Raw genomic sequence first — 24849 nt, 5'->3', positions numbered from 1 at the left:
GCAATGAACGGCGGACGAAAAATAAATAGCAAAACGACATCCGGAGTTAACTCGTATGTTTTCTCGAGCTTTCCTGTTTGGTGTATCAGGCATTGCAATGGCGGTTTCACTGTACGCATGCGGTGGCAGCGGCTCAAACGGCCTCACGCCCGTAAGCGCCCAGAATCAGTTGACGACGGCGACACCCATCAAGCACGTCGTGGTGATTTACAACGAGAACGTCTCTTTCGACCACTACTTCGCAACCTACCCGAATGCGACGAATCCGTCGGGTGAACCGGCGTTCACGGCTGCCGCAGGCACGCCGTCGGTGAATGGGCTGAGCGGCACGCTGCTCACCAACAATCCCAACTTCATCAATACCTTGAACGGCGCGGGCGCTGCGAATCCGTTCCGCCTGGACCGTACACAGGCCGCGACGGCCGACCAGAACCATGCCTATACGGCGGAAGAGCAAGCGTATAACAATGGCGCGGCGGACCTGTTCCCGAAGTTCACGGGTAAGGGTTCGAGCGGTGGCGCGGGCGCCTTCGGCACGACCGGCCAGGTGATGGGCTACTACGACGGCAACACCGTCACTGCCATGTGGAATTACGCTCAGCACTTTGCGATGAGCGACAACGCTTACACGGACACGTTCGGGCCGTCCACGCCGGGCGCGCTGGAAGTTATCGCCGGCCAGACCAACGGTGTGCAACTGGTCAAGACCAGCCAGCAGCCATTCAATCTGACCACGGCTTCGCATTCGTACTACGTCAACGACGGCCAAGGGGGCATTACCCTCATCAATGACGTCGACCCGGCAAACGACCTGTGCTCCAGCACGACCGACCAGATTCTGATGTCCGGCAAGAACATCGGCGACCTGCTTAACGCCAAGGGCATTACGTGGGGCGGCTTCATGGGCGGCTTCAACCTGTCGACGACCAACAGCAACGGTACGACCGGCTGCAAACGCAGTACGGTGGCCCCGGTGGTCGGTCAGGCGACGGCCGATTACATCCCGCACCACAACTGGTTCCAGTACTACGCGTCGACGGCAAACCCGCAACATTTGCGTCCTAGCGCGACAGCCGCCATCGGCTACACGCTCCAGTCCGACGGCAAGACGGTCGACCCGGCAAACCACCAGTACGACTCCGACGATTTCTTCGCCGCGGTGAAGGCCGGAAACTATCCGTCGGTCAGCTTCATCAAGGCGCCGGCTTTCCAGGACGGCCATGCCGGCTACTCGGACCCGCTCGACGAACAGGCCTTCACGGCGAAGATAGTCAACTTCCTGCAGCAACAGCCTGACTGGAAGAGCACGGCGGTGATCGTGGCGTGGGACGACTCGGACGGCTGGTACGACCATGCTTATGCGAATCCCACGAGCGCGTCATTCGATGCTCAGGCGGATCAGTTGAACGGCGCGGGCAAGTGCGGTACGGGAACGGCTCCGAACGGCGTCAACGGTGCGCCGGTCAATGGACGCTGTGGTCCGGGCACGCGTATTCCGTTCCTCGTGATTTCGCCGTGGGCAAAGGTCAACTATGTCGACCACACGCCGATTAGCCAGGCATCCGTGGTTCGCTTCATCGAAGACAACTGGCTGGGCAGCCAACGCATCGGCGGCGGCTCCTTCGATGCGACGGCCGGCAGCATCATGGGTCTGTTCAACTTCAGCGGCAACGGCAGCAACCCGACTGTGTTCGTCGATCCGAATCTCGGCACGGTGGTCTCTTCGGTACCTGCCATCTAAATTCCGTCGGGGCATCGGCGCTCGGCGCCGATACCACCCGCAACGGACGCCAGTGTTGCCAGCCCTTCAGGGTTGGCAACATTTTTTCGTTTTCAGCTTCCCTTGTCGTTGCGCATATGCCCGCCTCCTCAGCACACCCAGCCGAAACGAATCCTATTCAGCGGAAATCCCGCATCAGCGCCCGGCGCGTCCTTGTGCGGATCGTCGCCGCAGCGATTGCCATAGCCGTCGGGCTTTGCATCTGTGCGCTGCTGTACCCGGCGCGCGCGCCAGCGGTCGTGGGTGCGATGGTCGAAAACCTCACTGGGGCGAACGCCAACCCCGTCGAGCTTCAGCGCCCCATCGCACCGCCTCAATTGAGCTCGGTGGCGCAGCTTGGAAAGAAGATATTCTTCGACCCGACGCTTTCCGCGTCGGGTCGCCAGTCATGTGCGTCGTGTCACAGCCCGGAGCATGCCTACGGGCCGGCCAATAACCTGGCCGTGCAGTTGGGCGGTCCCGCTTTGTCGCAGCAAGGCTACCGGCCACCGCAGTCGCTCATGTACCTGTACCGGCAGCCGAATTTCAGCATCGGCCCCGATGCGGGAGACGCGGACAACGCGCCCGATCTCGCGCAGATTGCAAGTCAGGCCGCGGGCGTCGCGCGGGCGCAGAAGAACGCGGGCGTGGCACCGGCGGCGCCTGCAATGGTGCCGCAGGGCGGCATGTTCTGGGACGGCCGCGCGGATACGCTCCAGGCACAGGCATCAGGCCCACTGCTCAATCCGGTCGAGATGGCGAACGCAAGCATTGCGGATGTGATGGCCAAGCTCGAACGCACGCCGTACAGGAATGACTTCACGCAGCTGTTTGGGGCGCATGTGTTCGACAACACCACGCTTGCGATGTCCGAAGCCATGTTTGCGGTAGCGCGATATCAGGTCGAGGAGCAGTCGTTTCATCCCTACACCAGCAAGTACGACTACTGGCTGGAAGGCAAGGCTCGGCTCAGTCAGGCGGAACTGCGTGGACTGCGTTTGTTCAACGATCCGAACAAGGCGAACTGCGCGGGCTGCCATCTTTCGAAGCCGAGCCCCGATGGCCTGCCGCCGATGTTCACGGACTACCAGTACGAAGCGCTCGGCGTGCCGCGTAACACTCGTCTTGCGGCCAACCGGGACCGTAACTTCTTCGACATGGGTATCTGCGGGCCTTTCCGGACGGACCTGAAGGATCAGACCCAGTATTGCGGAATGTTCCTCACGCCGACGCTGCGAAACGTGTCGACACGCAAGGTGTTTTTCCACAATGGCGTCTATACGTCGCTTGAGGATGTCATGGCGTTCTACAACGAGCGCAATACCGCTCCGCAAAAGTTCTATCCGCGCGGCGCGGATGGAAAGCCTCAGAAGTACGATGATCTGCCAGTGCAGTTTCACGCGAACATCGACGACAAGGACGCGCCGTTCGACCGGAAGTTCGGCGATCAGCCCGCGATGACTGACGCCGATATTCACGACATCATCGCGTTTCTGAAAACGTTGAACGACGGATACCGGGAAGGCGCGCAGTAGGTGACGTGGCAACGCACGATCTTCCACTGAGCACGCCCCGCAAATAACGTGCTGCAGACAGAGGGCCCGCGTGCGCGCGGGCTATTTCAGCAGCATCATTTGCACAACCTTCACGGCAACCAGACCCACGGCGAGCAGCAAATAGCCGCGCAGCACCCCCATCCACACACGCTTGCTCAGCGTGAGATTCGGCGGGGGCAGTTCATCGAGCGGCGGCATGCGCCACGTATCGCGCGCGCCTTCCGGATACGCCTGTACGGCGCCTCCCGCCGTCTCGCGACGCAGCCTGCGAAGGCCGACCGTTGCGGCATAACCGAACACGGCAAGCAAGGTCCCGCCGGCGAGCGTTTCCAGAATCGTCTCGCCCGTGATGTCCGGGTAGATAACGGAGGCGGTCAGGATGATGGATAGCATCACCAGCACCCACACGACAGCGCCCGTGAATAAATTGAGCTTCTTCGAATTGACCCACGGACCGAGGACCGCGCGGTCGTTGCATAGCAGCAGCAGAAACACGGTGGCGCTCGGCAGCAGCACACCGGCGAGCGTCTGCACGGCTTCAGTCAGCAGGCCGAGCGGGCTGCCGGGAATCAGCACGAGCGCTGCCGCGGCGGCAACAATGCCGAAGTAGACGAGATAGAAACCTTTGGCGTCCGATACCGGACGATGCAACGAGTGGCGAATCCTGAAGACGTCGCCAATGGCGTACGCGGTCGAAAGCGACACGGCAGCAGCGCCGATGATGCAGGCATCGAGCAGTGCAACGGCAAAGAGCGTGGCCGGCGTGCGACCGGCGTACTTTTCAAGGCCCGCAATCACGCCGCCTGCGTCCGTGAAGTTGCCGAACTCAGGCTTGCCGGCATATAGCGCCGCGCAAAACGAAATCATCGCCACCGCGCCAATCAGCACGAACACAATACCGATCCACAGGTCGGCCTTTTCGTATTTCATGAAGCGCGGCGTAATGCGCTTGTCGACAATGTAGCTCTGCTGGAAGAACAGTTGCCATGGCGCGACGGTCGTGCCGACAATGCCGATGACCAGCAGCATCACGTCGCTCAGCTTGGAATGCGCGGGCCAGTTCGGGATGAGGAAATCGTGCGTCATCTGGCCGACCGGCGGGTGAATCGACACCAGCACCGGCACCAGCAACAGGCTCAGCAGGCACAGCACCACGGCGAATCGTTCGAAGCGCCTGAAGTTGCCCGTACTGACGGCCGCCATGGTCAGCGCCGCGGCAATGCAGACACCCAGAAACTTCGAGATCCCAAAGAAATCGAGGACGAACGTGATGCCGATGAACTCGGTGACGATGGTCAGCGCGTTGAGAATGAACAGGTCGACGACGCTGAACGCCCCCCAGAATTTGCCGAAGCGCTCGAAGATGAGGCGTGCGTGGCCGACACCCGTCACCGCGCCAAGCCGCAGCACCATCTCCTGATTGACGAAGAGGACGGGCACCAGCAGCAGCATCGTCCACAGCAAGGTCGTGCCGTAGTTCTGTCCGGCCTGGGTATAAGTGCCGAAGGCGCCTGCATCGTTGTCGCCGACCATCACGATAAGGCCCGGACCGATGATGGCGAGCAGCGTACGCAAGCGCGCCCACCAACCGGTGCGGGGCGCGGTGTCGTGATGGGCGATGGTGCCCAATGCACCTCTAATGTCGCCGACGTGCGCAGAGTCCAGCACGGCGCTGCGTGGCGTTGAGACGTTGGCGGGAGTGGCCATTTTGCTTCCTGTCCTGATTCTGATTATTGAATGGCACGGGACTCTCCGGCATACGTAAGGGCGTGTACCGTCGAATGACGACGTCGCTTGCGTATGGCGGAAAGAGAGCGCGAGGTTACGAAACGAGCGTTTTGAGGCGTCGCCAGAACGCGGTGAGTTTGTGAGGCGCCGGGGCGTGCAGTGCCAGCATGCCGTCGTAGTGGGCGCGTGATTGCTGGACGTGCGGCAGTTGCGACAGAAGGAGGCCGAAGATCATGATGTTTCTCCATGCGTCAGGCTTGACGCGGTTCGCGGAAAGCCGGCAGACATGGAGGTCGGGCGCACTATGCGCGCATCGATTGACGTCTACTCGCTTTCCTCAGGCAAAGGTAAAGATGAGCGGCATAAGGGATGACTGTCACTGTCCGGCATGGCGGCTCCTTATCGGCGTTAGTGCACGCGTGTTCGCGGCACGTGTGCTTAATCACGCATTCGTTCGCGCTATCGAATCGAATAGGCGCGAACGAATGCTGCCGCGAGCTCACGCTCGCGACGCGATGCCATGCGGACGCGCGTAATCGCTACGCCCGGATGGCGCTAGTCAAGGTGCACGGAGTGGGGTACTGCGGCGCGCACCGTCTGCCTGATGGCAAGACGGCGGCTGAGAAAGGAGAGCGCGGACGTCCTGCCGGTCAGGCAGAAAAACTATTCGAAGGTCGACTACTACAGCTGTTCAAGGCGTCAGCCCCGTCTGTGAAGATTCGCGAATTTTAGGCGCTCCCTTAAACCAAAGTCAACATGATTCGATAAGCAGAGCGAATATGATTGACGGCGCCATCCATTCTTTCAATATGACAAAAAGGAAAGGTGGGAGAAAGACAGATAAATGCTCCCGCGAAGCTGCAAGCAGTCGAGGCTATGCCGCAATATGACGGGCTTCGCCTATCCGTTGACGCGCGACGTTGCAGTTAAACTGAAGATAGCGACCCGCATCGTTACAGAGTGCTCCTGGGAGGCCACTGAGTCGACACCGCAAGCGCTCGGGTGCCGACCGCTTCACCGCATTTCAGGCAAGCATCTTCAAGAGCGCCTTTGCACTCGCCTCCGATGAGCCGGGGTTCTGCCCCGTCACCAACTGTCCGTCGACCACCACATGGCTCGCCCAATCCTGCCCTTTACTGTAGTGCGCGCCCAGCTTTTGCATCTCCGACTCGACAAGAAACGGAACCACGTCGACAAGCCCGACTGCCGCTTCCTCCGAATTAGAAAAACCGGTGACATTTTTCCCGTTCACGAACGGCTTTCCGTCGGCGCCCTTGACGTGCCGAAGCACGCCAGGTGCATGGCAGACGAACGCAACCGGTTTCCCCGCTGTCCGAAACGCTTCAATCAGCGATATCGATGTCGAGTCTTCGGCAAGGTCCCACAGCGGGCCATGGCCGCCGGGGTAAAAGACGGCGTGGTATTCCGCCTCATCGACCTCCGGGAGCGGGTGCGTATGGGCGAGCAGCGCTTGCGCGTCCTTGTCGGCACGGAAGCGTTTCGTCGACTCGGTTTGCGCGTCGGGTTCGTCACTCTTCGGGTCGAGAGGGGGTTGACCGCCCTTGACAGAAGCCAGCGTAATGTCTGCGCCCGCGTCTTTGAATACGTAGAAAGGTGAGGCAAATTCTTCGAGCCAGAATCCGGTCTTTTTCCCTGTGCTACCAAGTTGGTCGTGGGACGTCAAAACCATCAGGATTTTCATCACGAACTCCAATGTTGGGCTGCTTGACTACCAGCGGGATACCAGCGGGACATGCTTCGTATCTGACCACAGCGTTGGGCAAAGGTTGCGAGGCCTCGGAAAGCCGCGTGCGAATGCGCGCGAGGCGGTATCCGGCGAAATCCGGGGTTCAGCGCCGCCTTTACTCGGCAAGCGTCAATTTTCCGTCCGTCAGTCGATTGAGTCCGAGCGGGCCGAGACGAAGACTGACAGTCGACGCCGAACTCGTGATGCGGGGCTCTTGCGCGGCACCGCGTCGAACCGCGGCGCTGAAGAGTTGACCTTATCGCTTGTCGACCGTGATCGACCGGCAGAGGGCTGGGTCCGATCGTCCCGCCGTTCGACTTCTTCCGGTCGCTTGCCGCAGTCGGTCAAGCACTTCCAAGACGGGCGCCGATTTGCAATGCCATCCGTGAGATAGCCAGACGGATTCGCTTCTCACGCTTTGGGTCGACCCGGCCGGTTGGGATGCTGGTGCTGACGGCAAGCCTTTTGCCATAAGCGGTTTGTCCGACATACGCGGCAAAACAGGCTAGCCCGGCGGCCGATTCCTCGAATTCACTCGCTTGACCTGTTTCGCGAACGCTTTCGAGTTCGCGGAGCAACGCTGCGCGTCGTGTAATGGTCCGCGGCGTCAGTGCGGCGAGCCGTTCAGGAAGAAGTGCGATCAGGTCTGATTGAGGAAGCGTGGCGAGCAACGCTTTCCCTAGCGCGGAACAGTGTGCCGGAAGTCGCGAGCCAAGGTCCGACACGAGGCGGACCGGACGTCGGGAATCCTCCCGGGCAATGTAGACGACGTCTGCTCCGTCGAGCGTTGCCAGTTGCACGACTTCGTCGTGTGTTGCAACGAACGCTGCCGCCAGTGCGCGGAATACGGACTGATATCCGTCGTGACGCACATAAGCATTTCCCAACTCGAAAAGCTTCACGCCGATCAGGTAGCCGTCGCCGCGCTTTTCGATCCAGGCCTGCCGCTGGAGTGAATCCAGCATCAGATAGAGCGTGCTGCGCGACAGCCCGGTTGCGTCGCGCAACGCCGCTACGCGAACGGGTTCTCTCGCACGAGCCAGGATGTCGAGAACTTCTTGGGCGCGGCGCAAAGCGGGTACCTCGTAGACCTTTTCCATCGCGATGGCATTCAGTGGAGAGTTGACGGGAGGCTGTCCAACCTGTTGGACAGATTAACAACATAATAGACGGCCTCGAATCGTGGGCATAGGATGCGCGCATTCCTCTGCGTGACGGGCGACGAACATATATGGCTATTTCTTCATACTCCTGCCTTCCGGCAGATGTGGAACGGGCGGTGCTCGTAGGTCGAGTCTGGCGGCCGCAGCCGCACAACGGCCCGGCGGTGGTTGCAATTCGACAGGGTGAAGTCTTCGACATCACCAGCACGGTTCGCACGACGGCCGACCTTTTTGACCGGAGCGACGCACTCGACATTGCCCGTAACGCGCCCGGCGAGACGCTGGGAAGCGTGGACGAACTGATAGCGAAAAGCCTCGACCCGCAGGCGGCTGGGCTCAGGCTGCTCGCGCCGTGTGACGTCCAGGCAATCAAGGCGTGCGGTGTGACGTTTGCGGTCAGTCTGCTTGAACGCGTCATCGAGGAGCAGGCCGGCGGCGATGCGAGCAAGGCGAACGAAATCCGGGAGACGATCAACGCGCTGATTGGCGCGGACCTTTCGAAGATCAAGCCGGGTTCGGAAAGCGCGCAGAAATTGAAGGCCGAGATGGAGCGGCGGGGTGCGTGGTCCCAGTACATGGAGGTCGGTATCGGCCCGGACGCGGAGGTATTCTCCAAGGCGCAGCCGATGTCGGCTGTCGGTCTGGGCGCCAATATCGGTCTCTACAAGACGTCGGTCTGGAACAATCCGGAGCCGGAGATTGTGCTGGCAGTCAGCAGCGCCGGTCGAATCGTCGGTGCAACGCTGGGGAACGATGTCAATCTGCGGGATATAGAAGGCCGCAGTGCGCTGTTGCTCGGGAAGGCAAAGGACAATAACGGCTCATGTTCCATCGGACCGTTTATTCGCCTTTTTGATGACCGTTTCACGCTTGATTCCATCCGCAGGGAGAGCGTGTTGCTGAAGATCGAGGGGCCCGATGATGGTTTCGTCCTCGAAGGTGTCAGCCATATGAGCGAGATCAGCCGCGACCCGGCCGACCTCGTGAACCAGACGTATGGTCCGCATCATCAGTATCCTGATGGCTTCATGCTCTTTCTCGGCACCATGTTCTCTCCCATCAAGGACCGGGACGCCGAGGGCGCCGGGTTTACTCATCACCTCGGTGACGTAGTGACTATTTCGTCGCCCTCGCTCGGCTCATTGGTGAACACCGTCAGGCGGTCCGACGAGATTGCTCCGTGGACATTCGGCGTCCGCGCTTTATACGGAAATCTGGAGGCGCGAGGTCTGCGCGGCAATACCTGATTGGCCGCGCGCTGAAGTGCGCGTCATGGGCGTGTGCAACGGCGCCGCACGCGGAAACTAATGGGAATCGCAGTAGCTGGCGCAACGGGCCGCATGGGACGGATGCTCATCGCGGCCGTCTTGAATGCGGACGACGCAACCCTCGTTGACGCATTGAGGAAGGGGGCGCGTTGGGCCGGGATGCCGGGGCATTTATCGGTCAGACCACAGGCGTCGTCCCGGCTGCCTTGAGCTACAAGCTGCGCCACGTTTGGTGGCTGCAAAAAAACCGCGCGCGCCTGCAAGGGCCGCGCGGTTTTTTCATGGCATGTCGAACAATGAACCTGTCGCGTTGCATAGTCTTCAGAGAGCGCGGTCATGGTCGAGGTCGCATAGACGCAGCGCATCGAAAGGATGAACCGAATGCATTTTTATAATTAGGTGTAAACCCTTATCATGACCGCTCGCGTGCTTACGTGTCACCGGCTAGCTCCATGGCCTGACGCGGCGCCAATCGTCTTACTGGGAATACACCGTCCGGATGCTGAATCGCAAGTCCAACCCGTCGTCGTCTTCGCTGCGCTGGTCGAACTGGCTGTATGCCGTCGCCAGTGCGATTTACCGCAAGCGGCCGGTCTGGATGGTGTCGTTTTCGACGAGCGAGGCCAGTCTCTCGGAAGGCTTGCGAGCGGCCTGCGCATCGACGGCCATGCTCGCGCTCGGCAACGTGCTGCACGAACCGGTGTTCGCGTGGGCCGCCATCGGCGCCTTCTGGACTTGTCTCGCCGATGCCGCCGGCTCCAACCGCGCCCGCTTTGCGTCGATGATGGGCTTTGCGTTGCTGTCCACGCTGTGCGGTGGCTTGACGTCATTCGCGTCCGCGCAGGGGACCGTGGTCGCCGCGCTCGCGGTGCTGCTGTTCACGAGCCTCGGCGCCTTCGGCAGGATCTGGGGCGCGGCCACGTCGCAGGTGACGATTCTCGTGGCGACCGCATGCGTCGTGATGGTCGATCGGCCGATGCACGATGTCCGGCAAGGCATGGCGTTTCTCGGCGTGTACCTGGTCGGCTGCCTGTTCGCCGTCGCGCTGAGTCTGACGGTCTGGCGCATTCACCCATTCGGCACGAGCCGCTCGACGCTGCGCGCCGTGTATCTGCGTCTGGCCGATATCGCTCTGGATAGCGCCCGGTTGCTGGAGCGGCGCGCGGCCCGCGGCGAGTGGGCCACGCATGCCGCGAAATTTCGCGCCGATGCCCGAGCCGCGCTGGAGCGCTCGCGCAAAGTGCTGGCGCGGGTGCCCGCGTCGAGAACGGGCGGCCGCGAAACCTACGACACGCTGCTCGGCTTGCTGACCGACAGCGAAGCGTTGTTCGCTTATCTGATCGCCGTGTCCGGCGCCTGTGAGCGAGCGCCGGAGAACGCATGGCGCGCGAAACGCGCGGCGCGGCTGCTGGCCGTCATGGGCGATCTGCTGCGCGATATCGGCGCGGCCGTCAACGACGCGCAGTGGGAGCGTCTCACCGCGTTGCAACTGCGCTTGCGGCGCTTTGCGAAGCGGCTCGAAACCGCGTTGTCGGAACCCGTGTCGCTGAAATCCGATTTCGAACTGGTCGACTTCGCGCCGGTCTATGCACAGCCCGAAGGTTGGCGCGACAGCGCCACGCGGCTCTTCACGCGGATCTGGGCCACTTTCAAGGCGAACCTGTCGGTCGAATCCGTCGGCTTGCGGCATGCGGCGCGCGTCGGCGTGACGACCACCGCCGGCTTTCTCGTGATCCGCGCGCTGGGGCTGCCGTTCGGCTACTGGGCCACCATGGCGACGCTGCTGATCTTGCAGCCGTCGATTGCCGCGACCTGGCCGCGCAGTATCGAGCGAGCGGCGGGCAGCATTGTCGGCGGCGTGCTGGCCGCGGGTATCGGCTACGCGATCCATTCGCCGCTCGGCATTTCCCTCGCGGTATTTCCGCTGGTGATGGCGACCATGGCGCTGCGCCCCGTCAGCTACAGTCTGTTCGTGCTGTTTCTCACGCCGACCTTCGTGCTGGTGGCCGACTTCGCGACGCCGGGCGCCAGCGAATTCGTCTATGCGATCACGCGGCTCGGCAACAACGTGCTCGGCTGCGTATTGGCGCTGCTGGCCACGTTCTATCTATGGCCGACGCGCGAGAAGATCGACTGCCGCGCGTATCTGGGCGAGGCCGTGCGCGCCAATCTCGCGTATCTGCGAGCCGCGCTGGAGTCGCCTCGCCGCAGCGAGAAGGATATGGAGCGCTTGCGCCGGGCCGCGGGTCTGGGCAGCAATAACGCGGAAGAAGCGATCGGCCGGATGCGCCTTGAAAAACTCGAGGACTCCATGGCCGACACGGTGACGCTGACGGTGCTGAGCGTGTTGCGAAGAATGGCCGGCACCGCGACGCAATTGCGGCTGAGTACGAACCGGCGCGACACGCACGACGAACTCGGCGCGTGGATCGCGACCGTGGGCGCGGATATCGACGCCGCGTTGGATCGGACCTTGCGGCCGGTGCGTCACGCGCTGCCGGCGCGGGACGGGCTGACTTCGCTGGAAGCCGATGCGGTGGGCGAGCTTGCGCTGATGCACCGCCTGCTCAACGAGCGCATGCGCGAGGCGAGGGGATAGCGAGGCCGCGCAAAGCGAGGCGGCGAATCGCGAAGCGGCGAATCGCGAAGCAGGGCGAAGCGACTCAGGCCGCGGCGAGGCGGCGCGAGGCAGGACGAAGCCGAACGGCCTTCGTTCAGGACGCGCCCGAAGCCTGTTCTGTTACCTGTTCCGTTGACTCGTCGGCCACCGCTTCGGGCTCAGGCAGCGGCATCACCGATTCGAGCGTGCGCAATCCCGCCGCCAGCGCCCGCTTCTCGGACGGCGCGAGACGCTTGACCCAATACTCGGCGCGCGATGCGCTCGACCGGTCCGTCAATTCGAACGACGCCAACACCCGCAACGGCTTGCGCGAACGCGTATAACGCGCGCCCTCGCCGCTGACGTGTTTGTCGAAGCGCGCCTGCACGTCGACGGCGATGCCGGTATAGACGCTGCCGTCCGAGCATTCGAGCAGATAAAGAAACCACGCCATGGATGCGCTTCAGCCTTTGAACGGATTGTGTTCGCGCAGTTCATCCACATACGCGTGGATGCTGTTCTTTTCGTTGGCGAGAAAGTGGCCGACCGCATCCGCGAAAGCAGGGTGCGCGAGCCAGTGCGCCGAGCGCGTCACCGTGGGCAGGAAGCCGCGCGCCATCTTGTGTTCGCCTTGGGCGCCGCCTTCGAATGCGCCGAGCTTTTCCTCGATGCAGAATTCGAGCGGCTGGTAGTACGCGGTTTCGAAGTGCAGGCACGGCACGTGTTCGAGCGCGCCCCAGTAGCGGCCATACAGCGTGCCGCCGGTTTTGGCGTCGCGCTGATACACCACGAGCGAACTCGCGATCGGCTTGCCTTCGTATTCGGCGATCACGAGCAGCAGATTCTCCGGCATCGACGCGCCGATCATGCGGAAGAAATCGAGGTTCAGATACGGACTCGAAAAGTGCTCGCGGTAGGTTTGCCGATAGCACTTGCTGAAAAAACGCCAGTCCGCATCCTGAATGTCCTCGCCGCGAATCCGGCGCATCGTCACGCCGGCCTCCTGCACTTTGCGCCGCTCGGCGCGAATGTTCTTGCGCTTCTTCTGCTCGAGCGTGGAGAGAAAATCGTCGAAGTCGCGGTAGCCGTCGTTCAGCCAGTGAAACTGCACGCCTTCGCGTTGCATCATGCCCATGTCGGTGAGCGCGTCGGCTTCCGTTTCGGTGGGAAACAGCACATGCAGCGACGACACGTCGGCCTGCTCGGCGAACGCCATCAGCGTGGCCGCCAGATGCTTGAGCGCGTGCGTATCCGTCGATAACAACCGGTTGCCTTGCACCGGCGTGAACGGCACCGCGCACAGCAGCTTCGGGTAATACGGCAGACCGTTGCGCTTGTAGGCGTCGGCCCAGGCCCAGTCGAACACGTATGTAGTCAATCGATTTTGAGCACTTTGTGTCCAGGTAGGGTATACGTGCATCTTTATCTAAGCTTTTCGAAGGTTCCCAGCAGGGAACCGAGCTGTTGTAGGTTGAGGGCAAGCATGCCCGAAACCGGGAGGGGGTCCGGGGGAGGGGTGAGAAAAATTGAGCGTAAGTATATGAAAAATAAGTTGTTTTTCTCATTTTCTCGGCTAGATTCCTCTTTGTGCGCAACCGCCAAACGGAGTCGACCATGGAAGCAACCATCCCCGACAGCCTTGACGTCATCGTGGCGAACGAGAGGGACCGCCGTTCCCTCGCGTACCTCGTCGACACTTGTAGACTCCAACGAGTCGCCAAGGCCCGCCAAGCGCTTCCCGGACGAACACGGCCCTATGTTTCCAACATTGCCAGGATGCTGGGCGTCACCTTACCAGAAGCGGTCGTTATCACGCCACGGGCGGAAGGCCGCCGACACCTGTCCGAAATCAAGAAATTTTTGACCGCACGAGCCATTGCGGCACCTGCGCCACACGAGCGGCGCAACTAACAAATCTACGTTCAGACGCAGTATCATTTGTCTTCAGAAAGCTTTCGTAAGTCTGTCTGCTTTCAATTCCGGGGATGCCACCAAGATTCAGTTTATTGCCGACCTTGGTGTCAAGAGTGTGCGTAGTCAGCAGAAGAACTGGGCGTGGCACGTGGCAAACGAAAAAAGCTTTACAGACAAGACCAGCGCGGACGATAAGATTATTGGTTTCGAGTACCAATATTATTATTTCCTGGACCGCATCCTGAATTTGAAATCAGGTCAAACCGTCGGACTTGAAGTCAAGGATGACGTCCATACGTCGCTTGACGCTGACTTCAATATTTTGGTTCAGCTCAAACATACCGTTCGAAATAATTCGAAGGGCGACCCCGTTGCACTGACTGAGCTTGATTCGGACCTTTGGAAGACAATCTATAACTGGTCACAGGTTATTAGCGACGAGGCAGAAGGGCGAAAGCTTCCGCCTCAGCAACTTCAGTTTATAGAAAAGACCGAGTTTCATCTTGTCTCAAATAAATCTGAATCCAGGCAGAATGAGTTTCTGCAGACTCTAGACCGATTCAAAGCCGGCGAAGTTGACTTCAACACACTCTCCAATCGCCTAAAATATCTCGAAGAAAAGACCGCTGACGAGAGTATCAAGGGATACATAGCAGCGGTGCGCAAACTTCGGGTTGCGGTTTTGGAAGAGTTCTTCCGTCGCATCTACATAGAGCTTGAGCTTGACGACATTATCGGTCGCGTAAAGTGTTCACTTCTCGAGAAGATTATCGATGAGGATAAGATTGAGACAGTATTCGCTCGTCTGGACTCAAGCATCCGAACCGATAACTTCATTGCCGTAAAGCGAGGTGAATCGATACTTATCAGCTTCGACGATTTCATGAAGCGGTATCGCCGAATATTCGATGATGGGCGCACGAAGAAGTTGGTTTTTCCACGATTCACGCCGGAGCTTCCGGACGATATATTTGCTCAGAGATTTATCAGGCGTCTATTAGAGATTGGCGACATCTCCGAATCTGACGAAGAGCTCGCTGTAGATTACACCACCTATAAGTTACGGATTTCGCGATATCTGCAGCAATGGGTGCAGGAGGGCGACCTCGTCAGCGAGGAAATTGACGCCTTCCACGAGGAGGTGTTCGTGCGCTGGCGAAACGAGTTTCGGGTGGCGTTTCGGGGGTGCAGTACTCCACATCAGATTATCGACGCGGCGATGGGCTTGCTGATTACGCTCCGGCGTGACAAGTTCAAGTTGGGAGATACTGAGTTATCAACGACTCTTAGCAACGGCGAACTCTATTACCTGTCGGACGCCGGTCAGATAGGCTGGCATAAAGACTGGAGTGCCAATGAGCAGTAGATGGTCGGGATATAACAACGTTGGGATATGTTCAATCGCGTTGATGAGCGTCCTTGAACACTCAAAGAGCTTGACGCTGCCCAAAGCGCTGCTCGTGATGCCTCTGGTCATGCACGACGCGACTGTACGTTATCTGGGCGACTCACGAGTCGGGCGACGAGAGGCCGCGGCGCTGGTTGCACAGCGCCCCGATTTGTTTGCCAATTTCGCGACACGGTATGACGACAGTCTCGCTATGACAATAAACGCGATACAGCTTCTCGTCGAAGTGGAGTTTGTTCGCTTCGATGGCGGTTTGATGTTGTCGAAGTCACTGGAGGTGGACCCTGCGTTTGGTAAGCGGGCGCAAAAAATCGCAAAAGCCGCGGGTAACATCGCTTCGCTTCTCACTGGTCCGGTCGAGGAGCTGTATTTAAACTTCAGGGTGCAGCTTTGAATTTCGGCTTTGATTCCATCACACTTTGGTCACGCAAAGGCGAACGTCGCGGGCTCCAGTTCAAGCGCAATCGCCTGAACGTGATTACCGGCGAAAGTCACACCGGCAAAAGCGCGTTGCTCGATATCATCGATTATTGCTTTCTGGCGAGTTCCCACAAGCTCCCGGACAGCATCATCAACGAGAACGTCGGCTGGTATGGGCTCACATTCTACGTGAACGACAAAACTTACACGATTGCACGTAGGAGCCCAAGGGACAACGAGGTCTCAAGCGAGTATTATTTTTCGAGCACCGGGGTGGTGCCGGACATGCCCGAGTCGAATACGAAAGAAGACGACATCAGAACGATACTCGAAGCAGAGTTTCATATCACCGATAAGGTTACGGTCGCTTACGGTGGGCGCGCGCTGAAGTCGGGTTCGAAGGTCTCATTCCGATACTTCTTCCTGTTCAACACTATCTCCGAAGACATCATTACCAACAGCAAGGTGTTCTTCGACAAGCAGTCTGAGGAGCGATACCAGGAAGCTTTGCCGCGCATCTTTGACATGGCTCTCGGCATAGATGACCTCTCTAACATCGCTGCACGCGAGAAAAAAGAAGCTCTGAGGAAGGAGATTGCAAGGCTCCAGCGGAAGGAGGCACATCTTGGCCAAGGGAGAGAGACCTTTGATGAGGAAGTGCGCGATATTGCCGTCAAGGCAGCCGAATACGGTCTCATAGATAGTGACCCTGCGAGCCTGTCCATGGACCACGTCCGGCGTGCTATCAGCGACGCCGCGTCGCCGGAGACCGGGCAGGCCCTGAACAGGTACGTCGAGACCAGTGCCAAACTGTTCGTTGTGGAGCGCCGCCTTCGAAAACTCAGGCAGTTCTCTTCTGAATATCGGTCCTACAAGGACACCTTCAGGAACGCTGAAGACAGTCTCCGACCAATCGAGCAGTTGATGAAGCAGGCACCGAGCTTGGTCAAGTCGGAGATTTTCGATGACCTCATCAGCGGCCTCAAATCAGACCTGTCGGCTGTAAAGAAATCAATCGCCGGCAAGCAACCAGTGGACGGCCAGATTGGCGCGATGGTCAAATCGCTGGAGGGTGAACGCGATACGCTGCAGCGGGACCTCTCCGGACTTCCGCAAGAACCCAAGTCCTTCGCGTCTCAGCGCGAGAAATGGATGTTCGTGGGCGAGGCGATGGGGCGATTCAAGGCGTATGAGGGAGCGCGTGCTCCTGCTTCTCTGCAGACTACGACCTCCGACGAAGCTGACTTGCAGAGGCAGATGGACGCCATCGAGGTGCGGGACGTGGAAGAGACTCGCGAGGCGGTCGTCTCTATGATTAACGAGATTGCGCTTGGCCTTCTCAAGGAAACCGGAGACGCTCTAGCGAACTATGCAACCTATCAGACCGATTTTGCCTACAGGGAAAAGCGACTGCGGTTACGGAAGCCTCGGTCGAAGCTGATTGAGAACGTTGGCAGCAGCTCGAACCACATGTTCCTGCATCTGCTACATTTTCTCGCGTTGCACGAGGTCGCCATCAATCATAAGTCGATGTTCATTCCGAGCTTCCTCATCATCGACCAGCCCAGTCGCCCTTACTATCCGGACAACAAGGCCGACGACAATGTGAAGCTGAAAAACAGCGACACCGAGAAGGTATCGATTGCCTTCAATCTGCTCAACAATTTTATCGCGCGGATGAATCGGGACTACAAGACCGAGTTCCAGATGATTGTCTTCGAGCACGTGCCACGAGAAACCTTCAGGGACATGGCGTACGTGCATATACTTCCTGAATTCCGTAACGGGGAGGCTCTCATCCCGCAGTCCTGGCAAGTGTAAGAGGCGAATCTTGACCCACTGGACAAGCTGTTAGCTTCACGCTGTGCTGCGACGACTCATGTCTCCGTAGCATCGAGAAGAGTCGTGTTGCAGCTATCGCCCGGGCCAATCAAACAGTTGACACTTTGGCGAGGGCACCACGCGAGTTCGCGGATTCCTCGAAAATTGCGAATCCGAAGCGCTGCGACGTGCACGTCGTCCCCTTGGAGCATCGCATTTTCGCGCGGCTGCAGATTCGATTCGCGTTGCAACTCGGCGTTGTTTTGGGCGCTTCCAATGTAGCAGAAGCCAAGGCGGGCGGTTTGCGTCATCCGATAGCAGTCAGGCAACTCTGAAGGGGCGCGGGTCCCAGGTGCGACGCGGCAATCACCTACGCAAATCCTGCGGCCGGAAGCTCTTGGGTCTCCACGGGACTTTGATGACTAAAACGATTGCGCTACAAAGCGCATGGAAGCCATTCACCCGCAAACTTACACGTATCTGGACGCTTACGAGCTCGCCGAACTTCTCGGCCTGTCAGTCCGCACAATCATCGTGCGAGCAAGACACCGCCCTTGGCTGCTTCCATCCCGCGCCGAGCTTTACGACCAAGAGCTTTTTCGTTGGCGGAGCGATGTCGTTGAGACGTGGGTCGCGATGGGGCGGTCGGGTCGTCCGTCTTAGGAAGGTACGTCGAAGTAACGTTCGTTGCTGTTCCCGTCATTTCAGCGAAATCGAGGACTGCTCTGTCTCGACGCCATCGGCATCCCGTGACGTGCCTCTCGGCACGCTCAACGCACTTCGCCGCTAGTCCTCCAGCGGTGAAAAGAACTCCATCACGTCGACCCTAAGTAGCACCGCTAGCCGCCATATCCCATCAACGGTGACGTTTATGCGTCCGCGCTCTATCTGGCTCACGTAGGTACGGTGAAAACCGGCCGCGACGGCCAGACCTTCCTGAGAATATCCAGCTGCTCGGCGCAGCCGCTTTAGGTTCGCTGCTACCAAGCCACGGATGGGGTTTTGTTCGGGGGCTGTTTTAGACATGCCCGAAGGATGTCTAAAACCAGACTACAAATCTACACGCGTTCAGCTCTACATATTGTGGACTATCCATATTGATAGTATCCTGTGTGTCAATATGGAGCAGTTTTCTTGAGCTGTCGCTCTGTCAGTGGTTCGACGGGTGCCGAAAACCGTCGAGAACGGCCGCCTAAAGTCGAGCGCAGTCGCACAAAACTCACTGGAGTCAATGTGGATACGGTTTCTCTGGTACACGCACCAGCTTCGGCGCGAAGGTCACTGGCACAAATTGGAATCCCGCAAATAGCCGAGATTGATGGGACGACGTTTGAGCTGCCGCCAACGGAGATGTCGGGCGAGGCGAAATGGCGGGGCGACTTCATCCAATGGCTCCTACGACGCACGTTCCATTACCTAGCCTCCTTGCCGCGCAAAGATTGGGTGGAACAGCTTCTCCTCATCGAGGCCGACCTCGTAAAGCGGATTTGGCTACATGTGACGGAGGCGCAAATTGTCATCGAGGGCGCGCTTGCCACCATCCAGGATTTGTCGGATGAGGACATCGAAAGCTTGGTGCGCGGCGCGGTCCTGTTCGAAGCGCACCTCGCACATGAAGGCGACAAGCTTCGTGAGCGTTACGCGTCAATCGTGAGAAAGCACGCAAAGCGGCGCGAACTTTCCCATTCGACCGGAGCCCACCAAGAGTGAGGCGGGCAGATGACCGTTGGGCTAACGAACCTTCCGATTCTGAGAGCCACAGGGGTGCCGCGAAGCCCCGACTTGGCCGGCGGACCCGCTGAGGTGGGGAATACTAGACGGGGCAAACAAGAATGAGCGCGCCTTATGAACGTCAAAAACTGGACCCTTCCAATCCGACGTTGTACATCCGGTTCAGCGAAATCGTGCACATCGGCGAAGGGCTCGTCGACGAGAGCGTGACCAGTCGTCACGAGATGTTTGGTAAGGCAAGCATAGGTAAATCGTATGTCACTTTCTGAAAGCTTGGATGCTTCCGGCGTCGACCGTTCTCTCATGCGAGGCGTGACGAGCGGGCAACTTTCCGAGATTGAGCATCGTCGACCCCGGATAGCCGCCGATGCCGAGTTTCTGTGCAGCGCGTTCAACAACGGATTGTCTGTGCATACGCGGATGCGGTGCGCCTTCGAGAGCGCTTACCTATGCTGTTGCGAACTCGCGGAGGCGTCAGGATTGTCGTCAAAGCGAGTCGAGCATCCAAGCACAGCCGTTGTGAATGCTGCTGCAACGATGTTGGACTTAACCACCGCAGACGACGTGACGCTGCGAACATTGACTGAGTGGGCGTCGAGCAATTCGCCTTTCATGCCGCGGTTAAGTCTCGAAGACGTGTGCATGCTGGCAAGGGATGTGGCTGTGCGCACGATTCACTTTTTCGCCTAACGTCGGTTTGTTCATGAGAAGAGGGAGATGTGATTGCGCTTCCAAGTCGCGTCCGATTTACATCTTGAGCTGCTTTCACCCTTTCCCGGCTACCGAATCGTCGAGCCAGCAGTCGACGCGGATGCGCTCATCCTCGCTGGTGACATCCATTCGCACACACACGGTTTGAGGGCGTTTGCGGATTGGCCAGTCCCGGTCTTGTACGTGCATGGAAACCATGAAGTGATTAACGCGCACTACTGGGGCCTTGTTCGCGAGCTTGGACGCAATGCAAGCGGGGGCGTCGTGCGATATCTCGAGCGGTCCGTTTGTGAGATGGAAGGTGTGCGCGTATTCGGTTGTTGCCTGTGGACGGATTACGCAATGGACGGAAAACGCACTGCTGCCATGCGCGAAGCTGAGTATTCGATGCCCGACCATCAGCTCATCCGCGTTGGAGGCGGCAATCGGTTCTTGCCTTCACATGCCCTTGCAGAGCATCAGAAAGCGCGCCGCTGGTTGGAAGCTGAACTTGCTCACCCATTTGCAGGCAAAACCGTTGTTATCACTCATCACGCACCCCATCCGCATTGTGTTGACTCGCGATTTTACGGTGACCTTCTGAACGCGGCCTTTGCAAGTGACCTGTCACCGCTGCTCGAGTCGGTTGACTTGTGGGTCCACGGACATACTCACATCTCGTCGGATTTCAAGGTCGGACGTTGCCGTGTTGTTTGCAATGCGGCCGGATACGCGCGATATGCGAAGTCCGCCGAATGTGCCAAAGAACTGACGTTCGAAAACGACAGGTTCAATCCGCTCCTGGTGGTCGATGTTTAACGTTCATTGCACGACATGGTCTGTCGAATATTCGCGGACTACCGTCAGACTCTACGAAGGAGAGCACGAGACCGAGCCTGATGGTGTCGAACCGCTCTATACGGCCACAGCTGAGATTGACCCTCGAAAGCCACTGTGGGAGCGCGCGTCGAAGGCGCTTCATGACCATGGTTACGAATGGCCACTTGGTCCGTATCGCGAATATCGAACACACACCATGTTTGTCTCCCGCCAGTCGGCAGGGCACGCGCAACCCGTCCCTGAAGCTTGCTTGCAGATTCTCGCAAAAGACGACTTCATCCGCATACATACGATATTTGCGCCCGACCCATTTCGCAAAGCGGAAACGGTGCCTGTTGGCAAACACCGGACAGTAGTTGATGTTGCAAAACGTGTTATCGCTCATCTTCGAAAGCGATGACCGCGCAATGCAAGTGCACGCGACGCGATTCACGAGAGGGAAAATGCTGCGAGTAACAGTTGAACTGTGGCCAGGTGGCCGCGAGTCCGGACGGCGTGTGATTGCAACTGCGGACTTAGGGCGCGTAAAGACGGTGCCTTGGCGGATTATGAAGTCGGCCTTGAGGAAACACTGCTGCGTACGCACGTCCTGCGACCAATCTTTCATATTCGGGGACGGCGGCACGTGCTTCGCGCAAAAGCTGAGGCCTATTATCGCAAGCGTCAGAGAATTGCGCGCAAGGCGCTACGTGAGCTTGCTCGAGTTACTCAAGAAGCTGGACTCTACTGATGCAAACCGGGGAGCCGACTGTACTGGTAGTACTGAAGGAAAAGCTACAGGCAATGTTCAGCCATGACCATTGAAGACCGCATCGTACGTTCAATAAGGCGGCGCAGAGGTGTCGCTATTTTGCGCTCTGAGGTCGCGCGGCTCGGTAGCACTGCTCAGGTGGGCCGGGTGCTAGCAAAGATGGTGAGCGACGGAAGACTGGTGCGTGTTAGCAAGGGTGTATTTGCCAAGACGCGCATCAATAAGTTCACGGGGAAACTGGCACCAGCTGCGCCCTTCGATGTGATTGCCGCGCAGACGTTTCGGAAGCTCCGAATTGAAGTGTGGCCGGGACGACTCGCACGCGAGTACAACGCCGGACGCACAACTCAGATTCCCATGGCGCCCCTTGTGAGCACCGGAAAGAGACGTATCCACCGAAAAATCCAAGTTGGAAGCAAAACAATAAAGTACGAAAACTTCTGAGACCAGTCCTATGCTGAGAATCTCGATTTTTGACGGCGATTTCCATGGCACCATGGAAGAACTGACGCACGTTTGCGACATCGAAGGCTGTGTCATCCCCGACGACCGTCCTCCATTTAGCCTGTTGGAGGAATCGCTACGTGTGCTTGAGATGTGCGTTGAGCGGTACACCGTCCCTCGGCCACGCGGACCATGTTTTACTGTCTTTATCGGGCGCATGAACGGCACAGAGATGACCATCGTTGTGCGGCTGGATATTTTCGCGCGCGACGGATTGGTACGAGCCGGGGTAGAAGGAATTCTGCCTGGCTGGGACGCGGAGCCCACGCACTATCTGCCGGATGACGACGTCGTTACGATTGTGCGCAAGCTTATCGCGGGCCAGCTCCCGAAATGACAGTACCCGGGAACCGCATTCGGTGGCAAAACTCCGCTTGGCGGGTGCGTCAAAGGCGTCGCCAACTCGCGCGGCATGGGAAGCTTCTGTCGCCAATGCAGTTTTGCGAGCAAAAAGGCATATCCCGCGACCGACTTCTAGAATTGGAGCGACGCGGAAAAGTGTTCGCAGTTGTAGTTGACCAGAAACGGTACTTCCCCGCGGTGCTTGCCGACAATTCGCTCGACCAGCGACGGCTCGGGAAGCTTCTGAGACGCCTTCCGTCTGCGATGCCGCCAATGTCGAAATATCTCTTTCTGGGTGGTCGCAGAGGTTCACTTGCAGACAAATCGCCACTGCAGGCAACGCGCCGTGGGAAACGATATCGCGTAGCGCTGCGGCTTGCAGAAAGCATAGCTTCCGAATACGGCCATATTGAGGAACGGCTGAAATCAGTTGAGGTTGCGGTCAAGGTCGACATCGACGACCTATAGCAAACGAACCGTCGGTGGCGTTCTGCGGCGCAATCGAACTTCTGCTTGATGGCGCGTTCACCGTCAAGTTGGTTCGTCGGCGACCATGTCCGTTACGTTCGTGCTCGACGCCAGGTATCGCACCTTTACCAAACTAGAATGGTTGGATGACTCTTATCGAAGAGCGCCGACGCGCAGACCATGGCCGGTTGTGCAGACACGAGAGTGCGAAGACGGCGTCGTGGCAGCGCGACGCGCCCGCCAAGTTAGAATCACGCGTTGACTAACGCAGAGAAGCGAACCGATGTGTGCCATGTCCCGCCAGTCATCTTTTCATGACGTTATCAGGCTCGTCGAAGTCCAGTCGCTTGCTGACCAGAAGACTTTTTCCCGAGGTAAAGCCTATTTCCACGAGGGCATGGTTTCACGGCTCGAGGAACGCGACGGCGTACTCACCGCGAACGTCCGCGGCACTCACCGGTACAACGTCGAGTTGGGCACAGGCGAGGACGGCGAGCTGACGTACGAGTGCGATTGTCCGGTGGGTGGCGATGGCATCTTCTGCAAGCATGCCGTCGCGGTCGCGCTTTCATGGCTCGAAAACTCGGGTGAGGAAGTGTTTCATGTCGACGAAGCCGAGCCCGCAAAGCCGCGCAAGAAGCGAAAGACGTACGAAGAGCAAATCCGCGAGTACGTGGCGGCACTGGACAAAGAATGTTTGCAGGAGTTGTTGCTCGAAGCGGTTGAGCGTGACATGACGCTGCGCGACAAGCTGCTCTTCGCTGCGCGTGCGGCAAGCGCTAGCGACTTGCCGGGCATGAAAACAGCGGTGCGCCAGGCAACGCGAATTTCGCGACCGCTCGACTGGCGGGAAGCCGGAGCGTACGGGGACGGCCTGATGTCGCTCGCAGATATGCTGCGCCAGCGTCTCGCAGGGCCGAATGCGGCGCAGGTAGTCGACCTCGCGGAACTGGCGATTGCCGGGGCGGAAAAGAGTCTCGAACAGATTGATGACTCGGGCGGTGACGTCATGCCGGCAATCATGGAGCTTGCAGCTGTTCATCTAGCAGCCTGTCAGCAGACGCGACCGGATGCGGTGAAACTCGCCGAGCGCCTGTTTCGCTACCAGACGGAAGGAGTATGGGACACCTTCTACGATGTGTTGCCAGCTTACACCGAACCGTTGGGCGACACCGGACTGCGCAGGTACCGCGAGCTTGTTGTGAATGGATGGGACGCGCTACCGTCACTCGCGCCGAGCAATGAATTTCGTAGGTCGTTCGACACGCTGCGGATGCGACTTGAGCGGGCGATGGAGAGGCTCGCGGAACTCGATGGTGACGTCGACGCACTGATTCGGATTCGTTCGAAGGACCTATCGAGCCCGTACCGTTTTTTGCTGGTCGCAGAGCTTTGCGCGAAGCATGGGCGTCCCGATGAAGGGCTGACCTGGGCGGAGCGCGGGCTTAGGGAGTCAGGAAACAATACTGATGTGCGTCTGCTTGATTTCTGTATAGCCGAGTACTTGCGGCGGAAGGATTTTGAGAAGGTCGATTTGTTCGCCTGGCGGCGCTTCGAGTCGCGTCCCGTCGCCGAAGCGTTCACAGCGCTGATGGATGTCGCCAAAGCTACCGGTCGGTACGATTTAACGCGCGAGCGCGCACTCAAGCATATGTGGGAGCTTGTCCGCACGGAAGAGGCTCCGTCCAAAGCGAAGCGCAGCCACTGGCAAACGCCGAGCCGTACCGAACTGGTCAAGGTTTTTCTCGCCGAGCACGAACGTGAGGCCGCATGGGAGGCATTCTGCGGAGGTCCAGTAGCGGTAAGCATGTGGGCAACGGTGGCGGCGGTTCGCGCGAAGACCCATCCGCACGACGCCATTGCGCTGTACCACCGCTTACTGCCAATATCGGCGGAAAATGGCACACGGAACGCGCGATATGACGAGGCTGCTGGAATCGTACGGGCCATCGGCCGGTTGAGAGCAGAACTGAGCGAGCACGCGCTGTTCACCATAGAACTCGATGAAATCCGGAAGGCTTATCGTGCTAAGCGAAATTTCATCAAGATGCTGGCTGCGTTTCAATAGTTCTGCGGTCGACCTCACCGCCTTTTGGCCGCCGACAGGGTAGCGCGAGCGATTGCATCATGCTATTTCGAT

19 protein-coding genes and 2 pseudogenes are annotated in these 24849 nt (G+C 58.9%); 14 read left to right on the top strand and 7 right to left on the bottom strand.

What is annotated here, in order from left to right:
• The first annotated feature begins 55 nt into the window (after positions 1–55).
• Together CJU94_RS00790 and CJU94_RS00785 are read left to right on the top strand one after the other, a co-directional pair.
• Positions 56–1741 (top strand): phospholipase C, encoded by a 1686-nt coding sequence (locus CJU94_RS00790; protein ID WP_095417142.1) that lies wholly within the window; start codon positions 56–58, stop codon positions 1739–1741.
• Between the two features lie 116 nt (positions 1742–1857).
• Positions 1858–3294 (top strand): cytochrome-c peroxidase, encoded by a 1437-nt coding sequence (locus tag CJU94_RS00785; protein WP_095417141.1) that lies wholly within the window; start codon positions 1858–1860, stop codon positions 3292–3294.
• 81 nt (positions 3295–3375) lie between these two features.
• On the opposite strand, the gene CJU94_RS00780 is transcribed toward CJU94_RS00785, so the two are convergent.
• From CJU94_RS00780 to CJU94_RS00765, 4 genes are all read right to left on the bottom strand, one after another.
• The gene (locus CJU94_RS00780) at positions 3376–5022 is read right to left on the bottom strand and encodes an NRAMP family divalent metal transporter (protein WP_095417140.1); all 1647 of its coding nucleotides are present in this window, start codon (positions 5020–5022) and stop codon (positions 3376–3378) included.
• Between the two features lie 115 nt (positions 5023–5137).
• Complete coding sequence (locus CJU94_RS41305) at positions 5138–5278, bottom strand: hypothetical protein (RefSeq protein ID WP_167397504.1); 141 nt, start codon at positions 5276–5278, stop codon at positions 5138–5140.
• A 789-nt stretch (positions 5279–6067) separates the two neighbouring features.
• Positions 6068–6745, bottom strand: coding sequence for a type 1 glutamine amidotransferase domain-containing protein (locus CJU94_RS00775; protein WP_095417139.1), 678 nt, complete (start codon positions 6743–6745; stop codon positions 6068–6070).
• Positions 6746–7134: 389 nt separating this feature from the next.
• The gene (locus CJU94_RS00765; RefSeq protein WP_095417137.1) at positions 7135–7890 is read right to left on the bottom strand and encodes an IclR family transcriptional regulator; all 756 of its coding nucleotides are present in this window, start codon (positions 7888–7890) and stop codon (positions 7135–7137) included.
• A 131-nt stretch (positions 7891–8021) separates the two neighbouring features.
• Here CJU94_RS00765 and CJU94_RS00760 point away from each other — a divergent pair, with 131 nt between their 5' ends.
• The 3 genes and pseudogenes from CJU94_RS00760 (at position 8022) to CJU94_RS00750 (ending at position 11820) form a co-directional block, all read left to right on the top strand.
• Positions 8022–9200: a fumarylacetoacetate hydrolase family protein gene (locus tag CJU94_RS00760; protein WP_095417136.1), complete on the top strand. Its 1179-nt coding sequence runs from the start codon at positions 8022–8024 to the stop codon at positions 9198–9200.
• Positions 9201–9260: 60 nt separating this feature from the next.
• A pseudogene (locus CJU94_RS42390) lies at positions 9261–9415 on the top strand (4-hydroxy-tetrahydrodipicolinate reductase); the annotation flags it as partial.
• A 305-nt stretch (positions 9416–9720) separates the two neighbouring features.
• Positions 9721–11820 carry an FUSC family protein gene (locus tag CJU94_RS00750; protein WP_095417135.1) on the top strand — a complete coding sequence of 700 codons (2100 nt, stop codon included), beginning with the start codon at positions 9721–9723 and terminating at the stop codon, positions 11818–11820.
• A gap of 115 nt (positions 11821–11935) precedes the next feature.
• Here the strand turns inward: CJU94_RS00750 and CJU94_RS00745 are convergent, their stop codons facing one another.
• A complete protein-coding gene (locus CJU94_RS00745; protein WP_095417134.1) occupies positions 11936–12274 on the bottom strand; it encodes a GIY-YIG nuclease family protein in 339 nt (112 codons plus the stop codon).
• Between the two features lie 9 nt (positions 12275–12283).
• Positions 12284–13189, bottom strand: a pseudogene (locus CJU94_RS00740) (GNAT family N-acetyltransferase); the annotation flags it as partial.
• A 245-nt stretch (positions 13190–13434) separates the two neighbouring features.
• Between CJU94_RS00740 and CJU94_RS00735 the strand changes: the two are divergent.
• The 4 genes from CJU94_RS00735 (at position 13435) to CJU94_RS00720 (ending at position 17383) form a co-directional block, all read left to right on the top strand.
• Positions 13435–13731: a CppA family protein gene (locus tag CJU94_RS00735; RefSeq protein WP_095417133.1), complete on the top strand. Its 297-nt coding sequence runs from the start codon at positions 13435–13437 to the stop codon at positions 13729–13731.
• A 151-nt stretch (positions 13732–13882) separates the two neighbouring features.
• On the top strand, positions 13883–15100 hold the full coding sequence (locus CJU94_RS00730; RefSeq protein WP_157763698.1) for an ABC-three component system protein: 1218 nt from the start codon (positions 13883–13885) through the stop codon (positions 15098–15100).
• On the top strand, positions 15090–15536 hold the full coding sequence (locus CJU94_RS00725) for a three component ABC system middle component (RefSeq protein WP_095417131.1): 447 nt from the start codon (positions 15090–15092) through the stop codon (positions 15534–15536). The genes CJU94_RS00730 and CJU94_RS00725 overlap by 11 nt, the downstream gene beginning before the upstream one ends.
• Positions 15533–17383 carry a DUF3732 domain-containing protein gene (locus CJU94_RS00720; protein ID WP_095417130.1) on the top strand — a complete coding sequence of 617 codons (1851 nt, stop codon included), beginning with the start codon at positions 15533–15535 and terminating at the stop codon, positions 17381–17383. The genes CJU94_RS00725 and CJU94_RS00720 overlap by 4 nt, the downstream gene beginning before the upstream one ends.
• A gap of 786 nt (positions 17384–18169) precedes the next feature.
• Here the strand turns inward: CJU94_RS00720 and CJU94_RS00710 are convergent.
• The gene (locus CJU94_RS00710) at positions 18170–18409 is read right to left on the bottom strand and encodes a helix-turn-helix domain-containing protein (protein ID WP_095417128.1); all 240 of its coding nucleotides are present in this window, start codon (positions 18407–18409) and stop codon (positions 18170–18172) included.
• A 207-nt stretch (positions 18410–18616) separates the two neighbouring features.
• Between CJU94_RS00710 and CJU94_RS00705 the strand changes: the two genes are divergently transcribed.
• The 5 genes from CJU94_RS00705 to CJU94_RS00685 all read left to right on the top strand — a co-directional run bounded on the left by CJU94_RS00705 (position 18617) and on the right by CJU94_RS00685 (position 24777).
• Complete coding sequence (locus tag CJU94_RS00705; protein WP_157763697.1) at positions 18617–19093, top strand: hypothetical protein; 477 nt, start codon at positions 18617–18619, stop codon at positions 19091–19093.
• Between the two features lie 744 nt (positions 19094–19837).
• Positions 19838–20623, top strand: coding sequence for a metallophosphoesterase family protein (locus CJU94_RS00700; RefSeq protein WP_095417126.1), 786 nt, complete (start codon positions 19838–19840; stop codon positions 20621–20623).
• Between the two features lie 814 nt (positions 20624–21437).
• Entirely contained in the window at positions 21438–21839 is a 402-nt protein-coding gene (locus CJU94_RS00695) for a DUF6088 family protein (protein ID WP_095417125.1), read from the top strand.
• Positions 21840–21849: 10 nt separating this feature from the next.
• Positions 21850–22236, top strand: coding sequence for a hypothetical protein (locus CJU94_RS00690; RefSeq protein WP_095417124.1), 387 nt, complete (start codon positions 21850–21852; stop codon positions 22234–22236).
• A 765-nt stretch (positions 22237–23001) separates the two neighbouring features.
• Positions 23002–24777 carry an SWIM zinc finger family protein gene (locus tag CJU94_RS00685; protein WP_095417123.1) on the top strand — a complete coding sequence of 592 codons (1776 nt, stop codon included), beginning with the start codon at positions 23002–23004 and terminating at the stop codon, positions 24775–24777.
• The last annotated feature ends 72 nt before the right edge of the window (positions 24778–24849 follow it).

It is taken from the genome of Paraburkholderia aromaticivorans (genome assembly GCF_002278075.1).
Taxonomy (GTDB): Bacteria; Pseudomonadota; Gammaproteobacteria; order Burkholderiales; family Burkholderiaceae; genus Paraburkholderia; species Paraburkholderia aromaticivorans.
Note: the sequence above shows the minus strand (reverse complement) of the source record. Positions and strands in the feature narration are given on the sequence as shown.